At 76.8% G+C, this 17775-nt stretch carries 15 protein-coding genes and 1 pseudogene; 12 read left to right on the top strand and 4 right to left on the bottom strand.

Going from position 1 to position 17775, the window contains the following annotated elements; all coding sequences use genetic code 11:
- Window positions 1–74: 74 nt before the first annotated feature.
- Complete coding sequence (locus GC089_RS12165) at window positions 75–749, bottom strand: heme oxygenase (biliverdin-producing) (RefSeq protein ID WP_155377884.1); 675 nt, start codon at window positions 747–749, stop codon at window positions 75–77.
- A gap of 228 nt (window positions 750–977) precedes the next feature.
- On the opposite strand from GC089_RS12165, the gene GC089_RS20120 reads away from it, so the two are divergent.
- The 8 genes from GC089_RS20120 to GC089_RS12130 all read left to right on the top strand — a co-directional run bounded on the left by GC089_RS20120 (window position 978) and on the right by GC089_RS12130 (window position 9195).
- Entirely contained in the window at window positions 978–1061 is an 84-nt protein-coding gene (locus GC089_RS20120; protein WP_370514112.1) for a putative leader peptide, read from the top strand.
- Window positions 1062–1267: 206 nt separating this feature from the next.
- Window positions 1268–2674 (top strand): dicarboxylate/amino acid:cation symporter, encoded by a 1407-nt coding sequence (locus GC089_RS12160; protein WP_155377883.1) that lies wholly within the window; start codon window positions 1268–1270, stop codon window positions 2672–2674.
- Between the two features lie 238 nt (window positions 2675–2912).
- Window positions 2913–3980 (top strand): response regulator, encoded by a 1068-nt coding sequence (locus tag GC089_RS12155; protein WP_155377882.1) that lies wholly within the window; start codon window positions 2913–2915, stop codon window positions 3978–3980.
- Window positions 3977–4945, top strand: coding sequence for an ATP-grasp domain-containing protein (locus tag GC089_RS12150; RefSeq protein ID WP_155377881.1), 969 nt, complete (start codon window positions 3977–3979; stop codon window positions 4943–4945). Before GC089_RS12155 ends, GC089_RS12150 begins: the two co-directional genes overlap by 4 nt.
- Window positions 4942–5706, top strand: coding sequence for a PHP domain-containing protein (locus GC089_RS12145; protein ID WP_155377880.1), 765 nt, complete (start codon window positions 4942–4944; stop codon window positions 5704–5706). Before GC089_RS12150 ends, GC089_RS12145 begins: the two co-directional genes overlap by 4 nt.
- Window positions 5703–7190: a glycosyltransferase family 2 protein gene (locus tag GC089_RS12140; protein ID WP_155377879.1), complete on the top strand. Its 1488-nt coding sequence runs from the start codon at window positions 5703–5705 to the stop codon at window positions 7188–7190. The genes GC089_RS12145 and GC089_RS12140 overlap by 4 nt, the downstream gene beginning before the upstream one ends.
- Window positions 7187–7378, top strand: a complete 192-nt coding sequence (locus GC089_RS12135) for a hypothetical protein (RefSeq protein WP_155377878.1) — start codon at window positions 7187–7189, stop codon at window positions 7376–7378. Before GC089_RS12140 ends, GC089_RS12135 begins: the two co-directional genes overlap by 4 nt.
- On the top strand, window positions 7375–9195 hold the full coding sequence (locus tag GC089_RS12130; protein ID WP_230684777.1) for a cell wall metabolism sensor histidine kinase WalK: 1821 nt from the start codon (window positions 7375–7377) through the stop codon (window positions 9193–9195). The genes GC089_RS12135 and GC089_RS12130 overlap by 4 nt, the downstream gene beginning before the upstream one ends.
- Before the next feature lie 32 nt (window positions 9196–9227).
- On the opposite strand, the gene GC089_RS12125 is transcribed toward GC089_RS12130, so the two are convergent.
- On the bottom strand, window positions 9228–11540 hold the full coding sequence (locus tag GC089_RS12125) for a glycoside hydrolase family 65 protein (protein WP_230684776.1): 2313 nt from the start codon (window positions 11538–11540) through the stop codon (window positions 9228–9230).
- Window positions 11541–11569: 29 nt separating this feature from the next.
- On the opposite strand from GC089_RS12125, the pseudogene GC089_RS19160 reads away from it, so the two are divergent.
- Window positions 11570–12181: pseudogene (locus tag GC089_RS19160) on the top strand (PfkB family carbohydrate kinase); the annotation flags it as partial.
- 443 nt (window positions 12182–12624) lie between these two features.
- Here GC089_RS19160 and dinB read toward each other — a convergent pair.
- On the bottom strand, window positions 12625–13821 hold the full coding sequence (dinB, locus tag GC089_RS12115) for a DNA polymerase IV (RefSeq protein WP_155377876.1): 1197 nt from the start codon (window positions 13819–13821) through the stop codon (window positions 12625–12627).
- Window positions 13822–13943: 122 nt separating this feature from the next.
- Window positions 13944–14936 (bottom strand): DUF2891 family protein, encoded by a 993-nt coding sequence (locus tag GC089_RS12110; RefSeq protein WP_155377875.1) that lies wholly within the window; start codon window positions 14934–14936, stop codon window positions 13944–13946.
- 486 nt (window positions 14937–15422) lie between these two features.
- On the opposite strand from GC089_RS12110, the gene GC089_RS12105 reads away from it, so the two are divergent.
- From GC089_RS12105 to GC089_RS12095, 3 genes are read left to right on the top strand one after another with little or no spacing between them, the layout of a single operon-like run.
- On the top strand, window positions 15423–16442 hold the full coding sequence (locus tag GC089_RS12105; RefSeq protein ID WP_155377874.1) for a hypothetical protein: 1020 nt from the start codon (window positions 15423–15425) through the stop codon (window positions 16440–16442).
- Entirely contained in the window at window positions 16439–16957 is a 519-nt protein-coding gene (locus GC089_RS12100) for a phage holin family protein (RefSeq protein ID WP_155377873.1), read from the top strand. The genes GC089_RS12105 and GC089_RS12100 overlap by 4 nt, the downstream gene beginning before the upstream one ends.
- On the top strand, window positions 16954–17712 hold the full coding sequence (locus tag GC089_RS12095; protein WP_155377872.1) for a DUF3618 domain-containing protein: 759 nt from the start codon (window positions 16954–16956) through the stop codon (window positions 17710–17712). The genes GC089_RS12100 and GC089_RS12095 overlap by 4 nt, the downstream gene beginning before the upstream one ends.
- Window positions 17713–17775 lie beyond the last annotated feature (63 nt).

Below are 17775 nucleotides of genomic sequence, written 5' to 3'. Positions count from 1 at the left end.
GGCACCGTCGTCGGGTGGAGCCGGCCGCGTCCGGCTCAGCACGCAGGAGGAGGGCCGGAGGCCGGCGGGCGGCGTCAGGGGTGGTGGACAGCGCCCAGGTCGGCGAAGACGCCGCGGTTGAGGGCGAACGCCCGCCGGGCCTCGTCGACGACCTCCCGACGCTGCTCCTCGGTCAGCGGCAGCGCGTCGAGCCGGTCGCGGTACTCGTCCTTGAACGGCGTGACCCTCGGAGCCGCGGCGAAGCGGTAGAACGACAGGCCCTGCTCGCCCAGCCCGTAGTGCCGCTGCATCATCCGGTGGACGACCTGGCCGCCCGACAGGTCGCCGAGGTAGCGCGTGTAGGCGTGCGCGACCCAGCGCGGCAGCGTGGTGGCGTGCTCGCGCAGGTGCGCGGCGTAGCGCGCGGTCGCCGGCAGGACGCGCGCCCGGGCCGGCCAGTCGGCGCCCAGCAGGAACGCGAGGTCGTCCTCGATCGACGGAAGTCGGCGCAGGTCCTCGAGGACGACGGCGGACGCGTCGGGGGTCGTGGCGAGCAGCGCGTCGCCCACCTCCTCGAGCGCGGTGTACACGGCGTGCTGCTGCACGGCCAGGTCCACGTAGGCGTCCCGCGTGAGCGCGCCGGACAGGAGGTGCTCGACGAACGCGCTCCGCTCGGCCGCCTCGTGGTCGGCGCGCGTGCCGGTGCGCAGCCGGACGGACAGCGGCAGGTCGGGGTCGCAGGGGACGCGGGCGGCGTCGGCGACGGTCACGGGGCTCCTCGAGGGCAGGGGGCGGGGCTCACGCCTCGTCGGGAGGTCGCGCCGACTCTAGTCCCGCCGGGCGGTGGTGCCCGTGCCCGTGCGCGTGCCCCTGCTCGGGCTCTGCTCGTGCCCGGCGCGACCCGGGTGCCCGACCCGGGATGAAACCGGCGGGGGACGCTGTTGACACCCACGGCCGCGTCGCGCGGCCGCCGTACGAGACCGGGGGAGCCGTACCGCGTGAGCACGTGGGACCTGACCGAGCGCCGCGCCGTCGACCTGCGCAGGGTCGCCAGCGCGCTGTGTCGCGCCCTCCCGCGCTGAGCCCCGTGCCCGTCCGGCCCTGAACGCCGGACCCGTCCGGCCCTGAGGCCGGACCGCCGCGTCCGACGACGGACGCCTCCTGCTCCTCCCGCGTGACGAGACCAGCACGCACCGCCGACGGCGCCCCCGCGCGCCCAGCGAAAGGCACCGACACCCGTGTCCTCCACCACGACCGACACCACCACGCCCCCAAGCGCCGGCTGCGGATGCCGTCCTTCACCGTGCAGGTGCTCCTGGGCCTCGGCCTGGGCGTCCTGCTCGGCTGGCTCGCGCTGCGCATGGGCCCCGTGAACGCCGACGGGAACCCCAACTGGCTCACCACCACGCTGAGCGAGATCGGCTCGGCGTTCGTGACGCTCCTGCGCGCGATCGTCCCGCCGCTGGTCTTCCTGGCCATCGTCGCCTCGATCGCGAACCTGCGGCAGGTGACGAACGCCGCCCGGCTCGCCTGGCAGACGCTGCTGTGGTTCGCGATCACGGCCGCGATCTCGGTGACCGTGGGCATCGGCCTCGGCCTGCTCTTCCAGCCCGGCGCCCGCACGACGCTGACCGCGGAGGAGGGCGCCGAGCCCAGCTCCACCGGCAGCTGGCTCGACTTCCTCAACGGCCTGATCCCGGGCAACTTCCTCGGCCTGGAGGCCGACACGGGCCTCGAGGCCGGCGCGGACGGGACCTTCACCGCCGACACGTCGATCTCGTTCAACGTCCTGCAGATCGTCGTCGTCGCGCTCGTGGTGGGCATCGCCGCGCTGCGCACCGGCAAGGCCGCCGAGCCGTTCCTCGCGTTCAGCCGCTCGGCGCTGACGGTCGTGCAGAAGGTGCTGTGGTGGGTCATCCGCCTCGCGCCGCTCGGCACGCTCGGCCTCATCGGCCGCGCCGTCGCGACCTACGGCTGGGACCTGCTCGCCCCGCTCGCGACGTTCGCGCTGGCGATCTACGTGGGCCTGGCGGTCGTCCTGGGCGTCGTCTACCCGGTGCTGCTGCGCACCAACGGCCTGAAGGTCGGCGCGTACTTCCGCGGCGCGTGGCCGGCGATCCAGCTCGCGTTCGTGTCCCGCTCGTCCATCGGCACGCTGCCCGTGACGCAGCGGGTCACCGAGCGCAACCTCGGGGTGCCGGCGCCGTACGCGTCGTTCGCGGTGCCGCTGGCCGCGACCACCAAGATGGACGGCTGCGCCTCGATCTACCCGGCGATCTCGGCGATCTTCGTCGCGCAGCTGTTCGGCGTGGACCTGTCCGTGACGGACTACCTGCTCATCGCGTTCGTGTCGGTCGTCGGCTCGGCGGCCACCGCGGGCCTGACCGGCGCGGTCGTCATGCTCACGCTCACGCTGTCGACGCTGGGCCTGCCGCTCGCGGGCGTCGGCCTGCTGCTGGCGATCGACCCGATCCTCGACATGGGCCGCACGGCCGTGAACGTCGCCGGGCAGGCGCTCGTGCCGGCGATCGTCGCCAAGCGCGAGGGCATCCTCGACGTGGCCCGGTACGAGTCGGCGAGCGTCGACGACCTGTTCCGTGACGAGGTCGACCAGGTGCGCGAGGAGCAGGCGGACACGCAGGCCACCGACGCCACCGTGCCCGCCCGCGAGGAGGCCGCGAGCCTGCGCGGCTGACCCCGCGCCCCCGCGCCCCCGCACCACGGCGCCGCGCGCGCCGCCGCACGCCCCGGTCCCGCACCCAGCGGGGCCGGGGCGTGCGCGCGTCATCGGGTGATGTCTGCACGCGACCGCCCGACCCGTCCCCATTCGTCCCGACGCCGCAGGTCAGCGGCCTGCCCGGGACGTCCCCGTCGTGCGCCGCGCCCCGTCGGGCCGGGTTAGCGTGACCGGGGACGGCCCGGGGGGGAGCGCAGTGGACGAGCAGTACGAGGTCCTCGTCGTCGAGGACGACGTCGACACCGCGCAGTACGTGCGCACGGTCCTGGGCCGTCGCGGCGGTATGGCGGTGACGGTCGTGCACGACCCGTCGTCCGCGCTCGAGCAGGTCGCGCAGCACCGGTTCGACGCCGTGGTCACCGACATCCAGATGCCCGGGATGAGCGGGCTCGAGCTGCTCGTCGAGCTCCGCTCGCGCGCGCCCGGCGTGCCCGTCGCCGTCATGACCGCGTTCGCCAGCGTGGACTACGCGGTGGAGGCGCTGCGCCGCGACGCCGACGAGTTCCTCGTCAAGCCCGTCGCGGCGAGCACGCTGCTCGAGCGCGTCACGGCGCTCGCCGCCGAGGGGCGGCGGCGCGCGACCGCGTCGTCCGGCGGGGTCGTGCTGGCCGTCGGCGCGCACCCCGACGACGTGGAGATCGGCGTGGGCGCGACGCTGGCGTCCCACCGGGCGGCGGGCGACACGGTCGTCGTGCTGACGATGTCCGGCGGTGCCGTGGGCGGCGACGCCGACGTGCGGCGGCGCGAGGCGCTGGCGGCGTCGGCCGTCATCGGCGCCCGGCTGTTCCTGCACGACTTCCCCGACACCAGGATGGCGCCCGCCGAGGGGCTGATCCGGGTCGTGGAGGAGACGGTCGCGGACGTGCGCCCCACCGTCTGCTACACGCACTCGCGCCACGACCGGCACCAGGACCACCGCGCGGTGCACGAGGCCGTCATGGTGGCGACCCGGCGCGTCGCGTCGCTCGCGTGCTTCCAGAGCCCGTCCGCCACGGTCGAGTTCCGCCCCGACCGGTTCGTGCCGGTCGACGGCTTCGTCGAGACGAAATTGCAGATGCTTGCCGCGTTCGCCTCGCAGGCCCACCGGGACTACATGGAGCCGGACCTGGTGCGCGCGACCGCGCGGTACTGGTCGCGGTTCGGCACGGGCACGTACGCCGAGCCCCTGGAGACCGTGCGCGCCGCGGCGGCGCTCGGCGCGGGGGAGCGGGCGGCCGGGGCGGCCGTCCTGCACGCGGCGCGGGACGAGGGGGTGGTGGCATGACGCGGGTCCTGGTCACGGGTGCGGGCGGGGCCGCGGGTGTCGCGGTGATCCGCTCCCTGCAGCGCCGCGGCGACGTCGAGGTCCTCGCGGCGGACATGGACCCGTGGGCGAGCGCGCTGTACCTCGTGCCCGCCGAGCGCCGCCGCCTGGTGCCGGCGGGGAGCGCCGACGACTTCGTCGACGTCGTGCGGGCGACGTGCCGCGAGGACCGCGTCGACGTCGTGTACCCCACGGTCGACGTGGAGCTGCCGCACCTCGCGGCGGTCCGCGACGAGCTCGCCGCCGCGGGGACGCTGCTCGCCTCGCCGTCCCTGGCGACGATCGAGACGTGCCTGGACAAGCTCGCCCTGGCGCGCGCGTGCGCGCGCACGGTCCGGGTGCCGCGCACCGAGCTGGTCGGCACGCCGCAGGCGCTCGACGGCTGGTCGTTCCCCGTCATCGTCAAGCCGCGTCGCGGGGCGGGATCGCGCGGGGTGCGCACCGTGACCTCGGCCGCCGAGCTCGACGCCGTGCACGCCGAGGAGGACCTGCTGGTGCAGGACCTGCTGCCGGGCGACGAGTACTCCGTGGACGTGCTCGCGCGGCCGGACGGGCACGTGGTGGCAGCGGTGCCGCGGGCGCGCAAGCGCGTGGACTCGGGCATCGCCGTCGCGGGCCTCACGCTGCACGACGAGGAGCTGGTCGCCACGGCCACCGCCGTCGCGCGCGCGGTCGGCCTGACGTCGGTCGCGAACGTGCAGCTGAAGCGGGACGCCGAGGGCCGGCCGGCGCTGCTGGAGGTCAACCCGCGGTTCCCCGGGTCGATGCCGCTGACGGTCGCGTCGGGCGTCGACATGCCGTCGCTCGTGCTGGACGCGGTGCTCGGCCGCGACGTCCCGGACCACGTCGAGCACCGCGCCGTGGCGAACGTGCGCTACCTCGAGGACGTGTTCCTGCCCGTCGAGGACGTCCTGGCACCGCGATGAGCACCGACGGCCGCGACCTCGCGCCCGGCGCCCCGCGCCTGGACGAGGACCACCACGTGCACTCCACCTTCTCCGACGACGCCGTCTCGACGCCCGCGCAGAACCTGGCGGCCGCCGCGCGCGCCGGGCTGCGGCGGGTCCGCATGGTCGACCACGTGCGCACGACGTCGACGCACGTCCCCGCGATGCTCGCGGCCGTGCGCGCGCTGCCGCCGGTCGACGGGCTCGAGGTGCTGACGGGCGTCGAGGCGAAGGTCCTCGACACCGGCGGCCGTGTCGACGCCCCCGCCGACGTGCTCGCGGCGCTCGGCACGCCGGACGGCCCGGACCGGGTGCTGCTCGCGGACCACCAGCTGCCCGGGCCGGACGGCCCGTGGAGCCCGCGCACGGTGCGCGAGCGGCTCGACGCCGGGGCGGTGCGGCCGGCGGACGTCGTGGAGATGCTCGTGACGGCGACCGCGCGCGCCGTCGAGCGCACCGGCCGCGCCCAGCTCGCGCACCCGTTCTCGGTGCTGCCCAAGGTCGGGCTCACGGAGGACGACGTGCCGGACGACCTGCTGGACGCGCTCGCCGCGGTGCTCGTCGCCTCCGGCACGCCCGCCGAGGTCAACGAGAAGTGGGACTGCCCGGGCCCGCGCGTGCGCGCGCGGTGGGCGCAGGCCGGCGTGCTGCTCGTCGCGTCCACGGACGCCCACGTCGCCGACGACGTGGGCCGGTACCGACGGCTCGCGGCGGCGGGCACCGGCGGGAGGACGGCATGACCGCGGACCTGCTGCGCGACGTGCTCGTCGCCCTGCTCGTCGTCTGCGTCGCGATCGGGGTCCTGCCCGCGCTCGGCGGCCTGTACCAGTACGTGCTGCTGCCCGTGCACGCGTGGCGCAACCACCTCTCGCGGGCGGCGCCGTACCTGCCGAACGTCGCCGTGCTCATCCCGGCCTGGAACGAGGGCGCGGTGCTCACCGCGTCGGTGGGGCGGCTGATGCGGCTGCAGTACCCGCCCGAGCGCCTGCGCGTCCACGTCGTCGACGACGCGAGCACGGACGACACGCCCGAGGTCGTCCGCGCGCTCGCGGAGCGCTACCCGGGGCGGGTCGTGCACCTGCGCCGCGAGCAGGGCGGGCAGGGCAAGGCGCACACGCTGAACCACGGCATCGAGCGCGTCCTGGCGGACGACTGGATGCAGGCGCTGCTCGTCACGGACGCCGACGTCATCTTCCGGCCCGACTCCCTGCGCCGGATGACGCGGCACCTGGCCGACCCGCGCATCGGTGCGGTCACGGCCTACATCCGTGAGGGCAGCGAGCGCCCGGGCGCGGTCGCCCGGTTCATCGGCTACGAGTACGTGACCGCGCAGGCGTGCGCGCGCCGGGCGCAGAACGTCCTCGGCGCGCTCGCCTGCCTCGCCGGCGGCGCGCAGCTGCACACGCGGGAGAACCTCGTGGCGCTGGGCGGGCGCATCGACACCACGACCCTCGCCGAGGACACCGTCACGACGTTCCTCACCCAGCTCGAGGGGCGGCAGGTCGTGTTCGACGGGTCGGCCGTCGTGCTGGCGGAGGAGCCGGACTCGGTGCGGGCGCTGTGGAAGCAGCGGGCGCGCTGGGCACGCGGGAACGCGCAGATCACCCGCCGCTTCCGGCACCTGTGGTTCCGGCCGTCGCGCACCCACCGCCTCGGGTCGTTCGGGTTCGGCCTCATCTGGTTCTCCACCTACGCGCTGCCGTTCACGCTGGTCCTGGCGTCCGTCGGGCTGGTCGGGCTGCACCTGGTCTCGCCCGAGACGGCGACGCGGCTGTTCGGCACGCTGTGGTGGGTCGGCGTCGCCGCGTACGTGTACGTCACCGTGACCGCCCTGCTCGTCGACCTCGACACCGCACGCCGGTCCTGGTTCGAGGCGCTCACGTTCCCGGGGCTCGGCGCGCTCGCCCTCGTCGTCGCGGCGGGCTTCCCCGAGTTCTGGCCCGTGGTCGTCCCCGGCTGGTTCGGGCTCGAGCTGAGCGACGCGGGCCGCGAGGCCCTGCTCCTGCTGCTCTACTCCTGGCCGGCGCTGTCGATGCTCATGGCCCGCGTGGTCCGCGCCCTCGAGGGGCGCCGGTGGGTCGGCTGGTTGTCCCGGCCGCTGCTCTACGCGGTCGGGTACGGCCCCCTGCTGTGCGCCATCACCCTCGACGCGTACGCGCAGGAGCGGCGCGGCGCGGCGATGGTGTGGGACAAGACCGAGAAGACGGGGAAGGTGGCGGCATGAGCGCACCCACGCCGACCGCGGCGCACGGGCAGGTGCCGCGCACGCAGCACTGGGCCACGCTCACGCCGGACGCGCTCGAGGACGAGATCGCGGCGAACCGGCGCGGTGAGCGGTGGACGGTCGTCGCCTCGGCGGTCGCCGCCGCGGCGACGGCGCTCGCCGTCGTGCTGCAGGCCGTGACGCGGTGAGCCCGGCCGCACCGCTGCCCGCGGTCCCGGCCACCGCACCGCCGGAGGCCCGGGACGACGACGCGCCCACCCACCCGCTGAGCGACCTCATCCGGCGCCTCGGGCCGGAGGGCTCGGTCCTCGAGCGCCAGCTGCCGTTCGCGGTCCTGTTCGCGGTCGCGTCGGCGACGTTCGGGCTGCCGGGCGTACGCGTCACGGACACCGCGCCCGTGGTCGTCGCCGCCGGGCTCACCGTGCTCTCGCTCGTGCTCGCGCTCGCCGTGCCGTGGCGGCGCCTGCCGGGCGGCGCCGAGGACGTGCTGCCGCTGCTGCAGATCGCCGCGGTCGCGGCCCTGCGCATGGGCACCGGCGGGCTCGCGTCACCGTACGCCGCGCTGGTGTACCTGCCGGTCATCACGCTCAGTGCGCGGCCCGGGCGCGCCCGCATCGTCGTCGCGACCCTGGGGACGGCGGCGACCGTCCTGACGTCCACCCTGGTGGACCCCGACGTCGAGCAGGACGTCGTCGTGCTGCGCAGCCTGCTCGTGGCGGCCAGCGCGCTCGCGATCAGCGTCTTCGTGCACGAGATGACGCAGCGCCTGCGCGCGCACAACCGCCGCCTGCAGGCGCTGCAGGTGCGGCAGGCGGGTCTGCTGGAGCGCACGCGGCAGGCGGCGGTCGAGCTGCAGCACGTCGCGAGCGCGCAGCGCGCCGCCCGCGAGCAGCTCATCTCCGTGATCGACTCCGCCACCGAGCAGGCCATCATCGCCACCGACCGCGAAGGGCTCGTCGAGGTCTTCAACCCCGGGGCCGAGCGTCTGCTCGGGTACGCGCAGGGCGAGGTCGTCGGGCGCCGGCACCTGACCGACTTCCACCTGCGCAGCGAGATCGACGAGCGACGGGGCCCCCACCGCGCGGCGCCCCGGCCGGACGGCGAGGCGCTCGCCGAGCAGCGGGACCTCGTGGACGCGCTCGTCGCGCCCGTCCGGTCGGGCAGCGCCGACGTGCGGGACTGGACCTACGTGCGCGCGGACGGCACGCACGTGGTGGTCCGGCTGGCGGTGACGCGGCGGCTGGAGCCCGACGGCGCGGTCGGCGGCTACGTCGTCGTCGCCACGGACGTCACCGCGGAGCGGGAGGCGGCCCGCCTCAAGGACCAGTTCATCGGGCTCGTCAGCCACGAGCTGCGCACGCCGCTCACGTCGGTCCTCGGCTACCTCGAGCTGCTCATGGACGGCACCGAGCCGCTCAGCGACGAGCAGCGGGAGTACCTGACGATCGTCGAGCGCAACGCCCGGCGCCAGCTGCGGCTGGTCAGCGACCTGCTGCTGTCCGCGCAGGTGGACGCCGGGACGTTCGCCATCAGCCCGCAGCCCACCGACCTCGCCGCCGTCGCGCGCGCGTCCGTGGCGTCCGCCGCCCCGACGGCCGAGCAGGCGCAGGTGACCCTCGTCGCGGAGCTCGAGGAGGCGCGGCTCGAGGCGGACCCGGTGCGCCTCGGCCAGGTCGTCGACAACCTCGTCTCGAACGCGCTGAAGTTCACGCCCGCCGGCGGGACCGTGCGCGTGGCGCTGACGCCGCTGCCGGACGGCGGCGCGCGCCTGGCCGTGTCCGACACCGGGATCGGCATCCCCGCCGACGAGCTCGCGCAGCTCACGGGGCGGTTCTTCCGGGCGACGAACGCGACGCGCCGCGCGATCCCCGGCGTCGGGCTCGGGCTGTCGATCACCAAGGCGGTCGTCGACGCGCACGGCGGCGGCATGGAGATCCGCAGCACCGTGGGCGAGGGCACGACGTTCCTCGTCACGCTGCCCGCCGTCCCGCCCGGCGAGCGCTGACGGTCCCCGTCCGCCGCGCGGCTCGCGTCCCGTCAGCCGCGCGGCTCGCGTCCCGGCGGCTGCCGGGGCGGCGTCGGCTCGGCGACGGGCACGAGCTCGCGCTCGACCTGCGGGGCGTCGGGCGACAGCGTGAGCTCCTCGTCCTCGTGGCGCAGCACGACCCGCTCACCCGCCAGCAGCCGGTACGTCACCCCGTCGCGCCGGGCGTCGACCTCCACGTGCGACCCGTCGACCCGGACGCGGAACCGCAGCCGGGAGATGCCCGGCGGCAGGCGCGGGCCGACCCGCACGTGCCCGTGGTCCAGCCGCAGCCCGCCGAACCCGCGCACGAGCGCGTCCCAGGCCCCGGCCATCGACGCCACGTGCACGCCCTCCTGCGTCTCGTGGCGCAGGTCGTGCAGGTCGATGAACGCGCACTCGCGCGTGTACCGGTGCGCGAGGGTCAGGTGGCCCAGCTCGGCGGCGACGACGGCCTGGACGCTCGCCGACAGCGACGAGTCGCGCACCGTCAGCGGCTCGTAGTAGGCGAAGTCGCGGCGCTTCTGGTCAGCCGTGAACCGGTCGCCCGCCACGACGAGCGCGAGCACGAGGTCCGCCTGCTTGACGAGCTGGTGCCGGTACAGCTCGGTGTAGTGCACCCGGTCCTCGAACGGCGTCCACCCGTCCGGCACGCGCGCGAAGTCCCAGCGCGGCCGCCGCGTGAACCCGGCGGACTGCTCGGTCACGCCCAGGTCCGCGGCGTACGGCACGACGACGGCGGCCGCCGCCGCCGCCCACCGCGCACGCTCGTCGTCGTCGACGCCGAGCCGGCGCGCCTCGTGCGGCCAGCGCGCCGTGACGCGTACCGCGGCCTCCAGCGACCGCGCCACCACGAGGTTGGTGTACGTGTTGTCGTCGACGACGGCCGTGTACTCGTCCGGTCCCGTCACCCCGTGCACGTGGAACGCGCCGTCGTCGTCGTGGTGGCCCCGGCCCATCCAGAAGCGCGCCCCGTGCACGAGCAGGTCCACCCCGACCTCCTGCTCGAGCGCGTCGTCGCCCGTCGCGGCCACGTGCCGCACGAGCGCGTCCGTGACGTCCGCGGTGACGTGCACGGCCGCGGTGCTCGCCGGCCAGTACCCCGAGCACTCCTCGCCCGAGATCGTCCGCCACGGGAAGGCGGCGCCCGGCAGCCCGAGCGTGCGGGCGCGCTCGACGGCGCGGGGGAGCGTGGCGTGCCGCCACCGCAGGTGCGCCGCCGACGCGTGCGGCAGCACGTGGTCGAGGACCGGCAGCACGAAGCCCTCCGCGTCCCAGAACGTGTGCCCGTGGTACCCGAGCCCGGTCAGGCCCTTGGCGCGCAGACCGGTGCCCTCGACGCGGGCCGCGGCCTGCACGGTGTGCAGCACCGCGAGCCGGACCGCCTGCTGCAGCTCGTCGTCGCCCTCGACGACGACGTCCGCCCGCTCCCACACGTCGTCGAGGAACGCGCGGTGCTCCGCCTCGAGCCGGTCCTCGCCCGCGCGTTCCGCGTCCGCCAGGACCGTCCGCGCGTCCGCGAGCAGCCCCTCGACCGGCCGGCGCCCGCACGCGTACGCCGCGCGGCCGGCGAGCCGCACCCAGCCGCCCGGCGGCAGGTCCGCGTCCAGCACCCACCCGTGCGCGTCCTGCGTCCAGCCGTGCACCACCCCGTCGCCGGCCGTGACGTCGTGCTCGGTCGCCAGGACGACCCCCACACCGGCGAGCACGGTGCGCTGCGCGACCCACGTGCGGCCCGCGTCGTGCCCGCAGGCCTCGCTGACCAGGCCGGGACCGGCGCTGCCGTCGGCCCCGCGGCCGGGGGCGCCCCCCGGACCGGGGCAGCCGGGCACGACCCGCACGCGCACCCGCGCACCCTGCGGGGCGCGCACCTCGTACGCCGTCACGACGAGCTCGCGCCGCACGAGCGACACCCAGCGTCGGGTGCGCACCTCGACCGGGGTGCCGCCGGGCGAGGTCCACACCGCCTCCCGCTCCAGGACACCGGTGCGCAGGTGGAGGCGCCGCTCGTGGTGCTCGAGGGAGCCCGTGCGGACGTCGAGCGGCTCGCCGTCGACCTCGAGGTCCACCCCGCACGCGTCGACGACGGGCTCGAGGCGCTCGTCGTGGTCCGGGTAGCCGTACGCGGGCTCGGGGTAGTCGTGCGGGTGGCGCTCGTACACGGGGGCCAGCAGCGTGCCGCCGGCGACGGCGGGCCGCTGCTCCTCGAGCACGCCGCGCACGCCGAGGTGCCCGTTCGCGACGGTGAGGAGCGCGGCCGTGCGGGGCAGGTCGTCGACGTCCAGCGTCGGCTCGCGCAGGGTCCAGGGCTCGACGGTCAGCGGCACGCGCACAGTGGACCACGCGTCCGGGACGGGTGCACGAGCGCTGCGCGGGCGGACCGCGGGCGGCACCAGCAGGGTGGTCGGTGCGCAGGCCCCCGTCCGGGGCGCGCGGGACGGAGGTGCGGGGCGTGGACGTCGTGGTGGTCGGTCAGGTCGCGCGGGACCTGGTGGTGCGGGTCGAGGCGGTGCCCGCGGCGGGCGGGTCCGCGCCCGTGCACGAGCGGCTGGAGGTGCTCGGGGGCAAGGGGGCCAACCAGGCCGTGGGCTGCGCGCAGCTCGGGCTGCGCACCGCGCTCGTCGGTGTCGTCGGGGACGACGCGGCCGCGGACGCGGTCCTCGCCCGCGCCCGTGCCGACGGCGTCGACGTCGCCGCCGTGGTGCGCAGGAGGGGGGCCTCGACCGCGCTGCTGCTCGACGTGGTCGCCGACGGCGGCGAGCGGCGCCTGCTCGAGCACGTCCCGCAGGACGTCCTGCTGCGCCCGGACGACGTGCGCGCGGCCGCCGGCGTGCTCGGGACGGCGCGGGCCGTCCTGCTGCAGCTGCAGCAGCCGGCGGACGCGGTCGCCGCGGCGCTCGACGCGGTCGGCGACGCGCTCGTCGTGGCGGACGGCGCGCCCGAGGACGACGCGCTGCGCGAGCGCCTGCTCGCGTCCGTGCACGTGCTGCGCGCCGACGACGCGGAGACCGCGCTGCTCGTCGGCGACGCGCCGCAGGGGAGGGCGCCGTCGTGCGGGCCGCGCGCGAGCTGGTCGCGCGCGGGCCGCGGGTGGTCGCGCTCGAGGCGGGCGGCGCGAACGTCGTCGCCTGGGACGGCGGCCACGTCGTGCTGCCGCTGGTCGGCGGCGAGCCGGTGGACCCCACGGGGGCGGGGACGCGTTCGTCGCCGGGCTCACCGCCGCGCTCCTCGCCGGCCACGACGCCCCGACGGCGGGCTGGTGGGCGACCGTGGCCGCCGGGAGCACGGCCGCGCGGCCGGGCGGGCGGCCGGCGCTGGACGCGGACGCGCTCGCGCAGGAGGTGCGCCGGGTGCGCGCGGAGCACGACGGTCATGGGGGCGCCTAGCCCGCCACGTCTGCCGGCCGCCCGGTCAGTCGTCGAGCTGGGGCGCCGCGAACCCGTCGCCGGTGCGCAGCAGGCTGGCCCGGACCACGGCGCCGCCCCCGAACCGCCGCAGGACCGCGTCGGCGGCGGCGTCCAGCGGGGCCCGGTCGGCGTGCTCGAGCGGCAGCACGTCCTGCACCGCCGCGTCCGAGCCGAGGTTCGTCAGGGCGACCCCGACGAGCGTCAGGCCGCGCTCGCGGATCAGCGGCGCCGCGTCGTCGAGCAGGGCCGTCGCCGCCGCGGCGAGCTGCTCGCCGGAGTCCGTGCCGTGCCGCAGGGAGTGCGAGCGCGTCGCGCGCGTGTAGTCGGCGAAGCGCAGGCGCAGCACGACCGTGCGGGCGGTGCGGTGCCCGCCGCGCAGGCGCCGCGCGACCCGGTCGACGAGCCCCAGCAGCGCCGAGCGGACGAACGCCGGCGTGTGCGGGCCCGGTCCGAGCGCGCGCTGCGCCCCCACGGACGCGCGCCGCCGGTCGGTCACGACCCGCTCGGGCGTCCGCCCGTGCACGACCGCGTGCAGGTGGTGCCCGGCCGCGGGGCCGAGGACGCCGACGAGCACGTGCTCGGGCAGCGCCGCGACCTCGCCGGCCGTGCGCAGCCCGTACCCGTGCAGGCGTGCGGCGGTCACCTCGCCGACACCCCACAGCAGCTCGACCGGGAGGGGGTGCAGGAACGCGTCCTCGCCGTCCGGCGGCACCAGCAGCAGACCGTCGGGCTTGGCCACGCGGCTCGCCACCTTGGCGAGGAACGGCGTGCGGGCGACGCCGACGGTGATCGGCAGGCCGACCTCGTCGCGCACCCGCGCCCGCACCCGTGCCGCCAGGTCGACGGGCGCGGTGGCGTCGAGCCGGTGCAGCCCCGCCACGTCGAGGAACGCCTCGTCGATCGACACGCCCTGCACGGCCGGAGTCGTGTCGTGGAACACCTCGAAGACCGCGCGGCTGGCCTCGACGTACGCGTCGAAGCGCGGCGGGACGACCACGAGGTCGGGGCACAGCGCGCGCGCCTGCCGGCCACCCATCGCCGTGCGCACGCCGCGACGCTTCGCCTCGTAGGACGCCGCGAGCACGACACCGCCGCCGACGGCCACCGGGCGGCCCCGCAGGCGCGGGTCGTCCCGCTGCTCGACCGACGCGTAGAACGCGTCGAGGTCGGCGTGGAGGACGGTCGCGCGGCGCTCGGGCACGAACACATGTTCGACCCGCCCACCGACACCCCGCCACCGACACCCGGCCACCGACACCCCGCCACCGACACCCCGCCACCGCACCCCGGCACCGTGGTCGGCGCCGGCGGTCCGGCCGTCGCTCAGCGGCTCGTCACCGCGTCCCACGCGAAGGAGGCCAGCCAGTGCGTGGCGACGAAGTCGGGGTTGTCCAGCGCGCGCAGCCCTACCGCGAGCAGGTCCTCGGCCGCGGCCGCCAGCGCCGGGTCGTCGAGCGCCCGGGCGAGGCGCAGCAGGGCCCCGGCCCGCGAGAGGTTGAGCCCGTCCAGGTGCACGGCGTGCCCGTCGGTCGGGTCCACGACGCGCACCGGCCGCGTCAGCTCGAGCGGTCGCGGCAGGAAGCCGTCGAACCACGGGCGCAGGTCCGCCGGCGGAAGGACGCGCGCCATGAGGTCGGCCTCCGCGAGGCCGGGGGAGAGGAAGTCGTGGCCGCTCGTCTCCCACCGCCCGGCCCAGTCGCGGTCACCGCCGTAGAGCCGCACGGCCTGCTCCCGCAGCGCGTCGGCGCGGTCGGCGAGGCCGAGGTCGTCGGCCGCGGTGAGCAGCAGCGCGAGGCCGAAGGCCGTGTTCGCGTGCACGCCGTGCCGCACCGGGTGCTCGACGCGCGCGAGCCACGGCAGGGCGAGGTCGAGCACCGCGCCGGCGAGGGGAGCGGTCGCGTCGGCCCAGCCGGCGGCGTCCTCGTCGCCCGCGGCGGCGGCGGCCCGGCACGACGCGGCCAGGCGCGCCGCCCAGGCCCAGCCGTAGGGGCGCTCGAACGCGGGGTGCGCCCGCAGGTAGGCCACCTCGCCCGCGATGCGGTCGGGCGTCAGCGTGCTCGACAGCGACGCCCGCAGGCCGTCGTCGACGTGACCCGCGCGCAGCACCTCGACCCCGAGCCAGTGCATGTGGACGCAGGAGTGCCAGTCGAACGACGTGTGGAACGCCGGGTACAGCTCGGCCGGTGCGCGCACGTCGGCGGGCGACGCCGCCAGGTGCACGAGGTGGTACGGCCACGCGGTCGCGAGGTTGGTGCGCACGACGCGCGCGGCGACGGGGGCGAGGGAGGCCGGGTCGGCGGGGGAGGTGCGGGTCACGACCACGACGGTACGGCGACCGGCGCGTCCCCCGGCTGTGCCCGGTCCCGTCGGTCCGGTCCCGTCCCGTCCGCGCCGCCCGTCCCGTCCGCGCCGCCGTCCCGTCCGCGGGCCCCTGCCCCTGGACGCACGTCCGGCCCGCACCGTAGGCGCCCGGCGCCGTGCGCGCGCGCCCAGCGGCGGACCCGCCGTCGACGGCCTTCGCGGCCCGCCCGCGCCGGGCGTTCCGGTGGCGCACCTGCGGTGCTGTGCCTAGCGTCGCAGTACGGCGACGGCGGGGGTGCGCACCCCGTCCCGCCGGCCGGGGCGCACCCCGGCACGACGGCGCGAGCGCAGCGCCCACCGGTCGAGAAGACGGCCACCAGCACACCCCGCCCCCGCGACGACCGCACGGTCGTCGCGTCGGCACCCCCTGCCCAGCGGGGCGGGTCGGGACGACCCCAGCGGTCCGACGGGTGCACGCACCCGTGGTGAGAGGACGACGACATGAGCACCGACTACGCAGCCGGCCAGCCCGGCGGCGCCAGCAGCGGCACGGGATCGGCCACGCAGACCGCCAAGGAGACGGCGCAGACGGCGCAGCAGGAGGCAGCAGGCGTCGCGCAGAGCGCGGTCGACAGCGGCCGCACCGTCGCGCACGAGGCGAAGGACCAGGCGCGGCAGGTCACGGACGAGGCCAAGCAGCAGGCACGCAGCCTGTTCGACCAGGCGCGCACCGAGGTGAGCGACCAGGCCGGTGCCCAGCAGAAGCGGCTCGCGGACGGCCTGCGCGGCCTCGGCGACGAGCTGAGCCGGATGACCGAGAGCAGCGAGGGCGGCCTCGCGAGCGACCTCGCACGCCAGCTCGCGGACCGCACGAGCTCCGCGGCGACCTGGCTGGACGACCGGCAGCCGGGCGACCTGGTGACCGCGGTCTCCGACTTCGCGCGCCGCCGGCCCGGTGTCTTCCTGGCCGTCGCGGCGGGGGCGGGCCTGCTCGCCGGACGTCTGACGCGCGGCCTGAGCGCGGCCGCCTCCGACGAGGGCACCTCGGGCGGCGCCTCGCAGATCCCGGACACGGGCGTGAGCGGCACGACCGGCGCCGTCGGCGGCACGTCGGCCGGCTACGCGACGGGCGCCGGCTACGCCGGTGCGGGTCTCGCGGGCACCGCCGCGTCGGGCGGCACGGGCGCCGCGTACGGCGACACCGGCACCGCGTACGGCGACACGGGCCTCGGCGCGGCGACGACCGGCCCGCTGCCCACCGGCTCCGTCGCGGACGACGCGTCGACGGTCGCGGCCGGGGGCGAGTGGGGGACGCCCGGCGTCGGGTCGACCGAGGACGAGCCCGAGTACCTCGCGGCCTCGCGCGCCGTCTACGGCGAGACGACCGCGACCGGTGACACGGGCGGCGGCCCGGCGCCGGTGCAGTCGACGCCGGGCGGCATCCCGGACGACGAGCAGGGCGTGGGCGGCACCGCGACCGGTGAGCCGTGGCGCGGCGTCGAGCGGGAGGACGAGCGATGACCACCGGGACCCCCGACCCCCTCGGCAGCCCCGGCGCCGCCGGGTACGGCGCGGGTGCGGCGGGCTACCCCGGCACCGGGTACACGGACGCCGGGACGGCGGGGGCCGCGGGCGCGGCCGGCGACGCGGGCGACCGCCCGTCGATCGGGAGCCTGCTGGGCGAGATCACGCAGGACCTGTCCACGCTGTTCCGCCAGGAGGTCGAGCTGGCCAAGGTGGAGCTGACCGACCAGGCCAAGAAGGCGGGCACGGGCGCGGGCATGTTCGGCGGCGCGGCCGTCGCCGCGAACCTCGCCCTCGTCTTCGTCTCGGTCGCGCTGTGGTGGGCGCTGGGCGCCGTCATCAACCGCGGCTGGTCGGCGCTCGTGGTGGCGGTCCTGTGGGGGATCGTCGCGCTCGTGCTCGCCAAGCGCGGGCAGGCGCAGGTCAAGCAGGTGCGCGGCGCACCGCAGACGGCCGAGACCCTCAAGAAGATCCCGAACGCCGCCCGAGGACACGAGGAGAAGAACCGATGAGCACGAGCGACCCGGACCAGATCCGCGCGGACATCGAGCGCACGCGGGCGGACCTGTCGGCGAACGTCGACGCCCTCACCGACTCGGTGAACCCCAAGACGGTGGCGCACCGCAAGGCCGACGAGGTCAAGAGCCGGTTGTCGGACGTCAAGGACCGCGTCATGGGCACGGTCGACGACGCCAAGGACGCGGTGACCGGCACGGCCCACAGCGCGAAGGACACGGTGAGCGACAAGGCGCACGACCTGAGGTCGTCGGCGTCCTCGACCGGCTCGTCCGTCGGCGGCTCGCTGCACGACGCGCCGGGCCGCGCGAAGGACGCCGCCGCGGCCGCGCCCGCGCGTGCGAAGCAGGCGACGGCGGGCAACCCCCTCGCCGCGGGCCTCATCGCGTTCGGGGTCGGCTGGCTCGCCGGCTCCCTGCTGCCCGCCAGCCAGAAGGAGCAGCACGCGGCCACCGCGGTCAAGGAGAAGGCGCAGGAGATGGCGCCGCAGGTGAAGGAGGTCGCCCAGGAGGCGGCTCAGAACCTCAGGGAGCCGGCGCAGGAGGCCGCGACCGCGCTCAAGGAGCGCGCCACGGAGGGCGCCCAGCAGGTCAGGAGCGCCGGCCAGGAGGCGGCGTCCTCGGTCAAGGACGAGGCCCAGGGTGCGCGCGAGCGCGTGCAGGGCAGCGTGCAGGGCGGCGACCAGGGCGGCGACCAGGGCGGCCAGGACGAGGACCAGGGCAGCCAGGCGTACAGCCCGCAGGGCTACTGACGGTCCCGCTCCTCGCGAGCGCGGCGCGGCGGCCCGGTCGACCTCGACCGGGCCGCCGCGCCG

This window comes from Cellulomonas sp. JZ18, assembly GCF_009720485.1.
Taxonomy (GTDB): Bacteria; Actinomycetota; Actinomycetes; order Actinomycetales; family Cellulomonadaceae; genus Cellulomonas.
This window is presented reverse-complemented; position numbering and strand designations above follow the sequence as displayed.

Bases quoted from the DNA above. Each gene is read 5' to 3' on its own strand.
- GC089_RS12160 (WP_155377883.1), top strand. From the start codon at position 1,268: ATGCCGTCCTTCACCGTGCAGGTGCTCCTGGGCCTCGGCCTGGGCGTC.
- GC089_RS12150 (WP_155377881.1), top strand. From the start codon at position 3,977: ATGACGCGGGTCCTGGTCACGGGTGCGGGCGGGGCCGCGGGTGTCGCG.
- GC089_RS12145 (WP_155377880.1), top strand. From the start codon at position 4,942: ATGAGCACCGACGGCCGCGACCTCGCGCCCGGCGCCCCGCGCCTGGAC.
- GC089_RS12140 (WP_155377879.1), top strand. From the start codon at position 5,703: ATGACCGCGGACCTGCTGCGCGACGTGCTCGTCGCCCTGCTCGTCGTC.
- GC089_RS12135 (WP_155377878.1), top strand. From the start codon at position 7,187: ATGAGCGCACCCACGCCGACCGCGGCGCACGGGCAGGTGCCGCGCACG.
- GC089_RS12105 (WP_155377874.1), top strand. From the start codon at position 15,423: ATGAGCACCGACTACGCAGCCGGCCAGCCCGGCGGCGCCAGCAGCGGC.
- GC089_RS12100 (WP_155377873.1), top strand. From the start codon at position 16,439: ATGACCACCGGGACCCCCGACCCCCTCGGCAGCCCCGGCGCCGCCGGG.
- GC089_RS12095 (WP_155377872.1), top strand. From the start codon at position 16,954: ATGAGCACGAGCGACCCGGACCAGATCCGCGCGGACATCGAGCGCACG.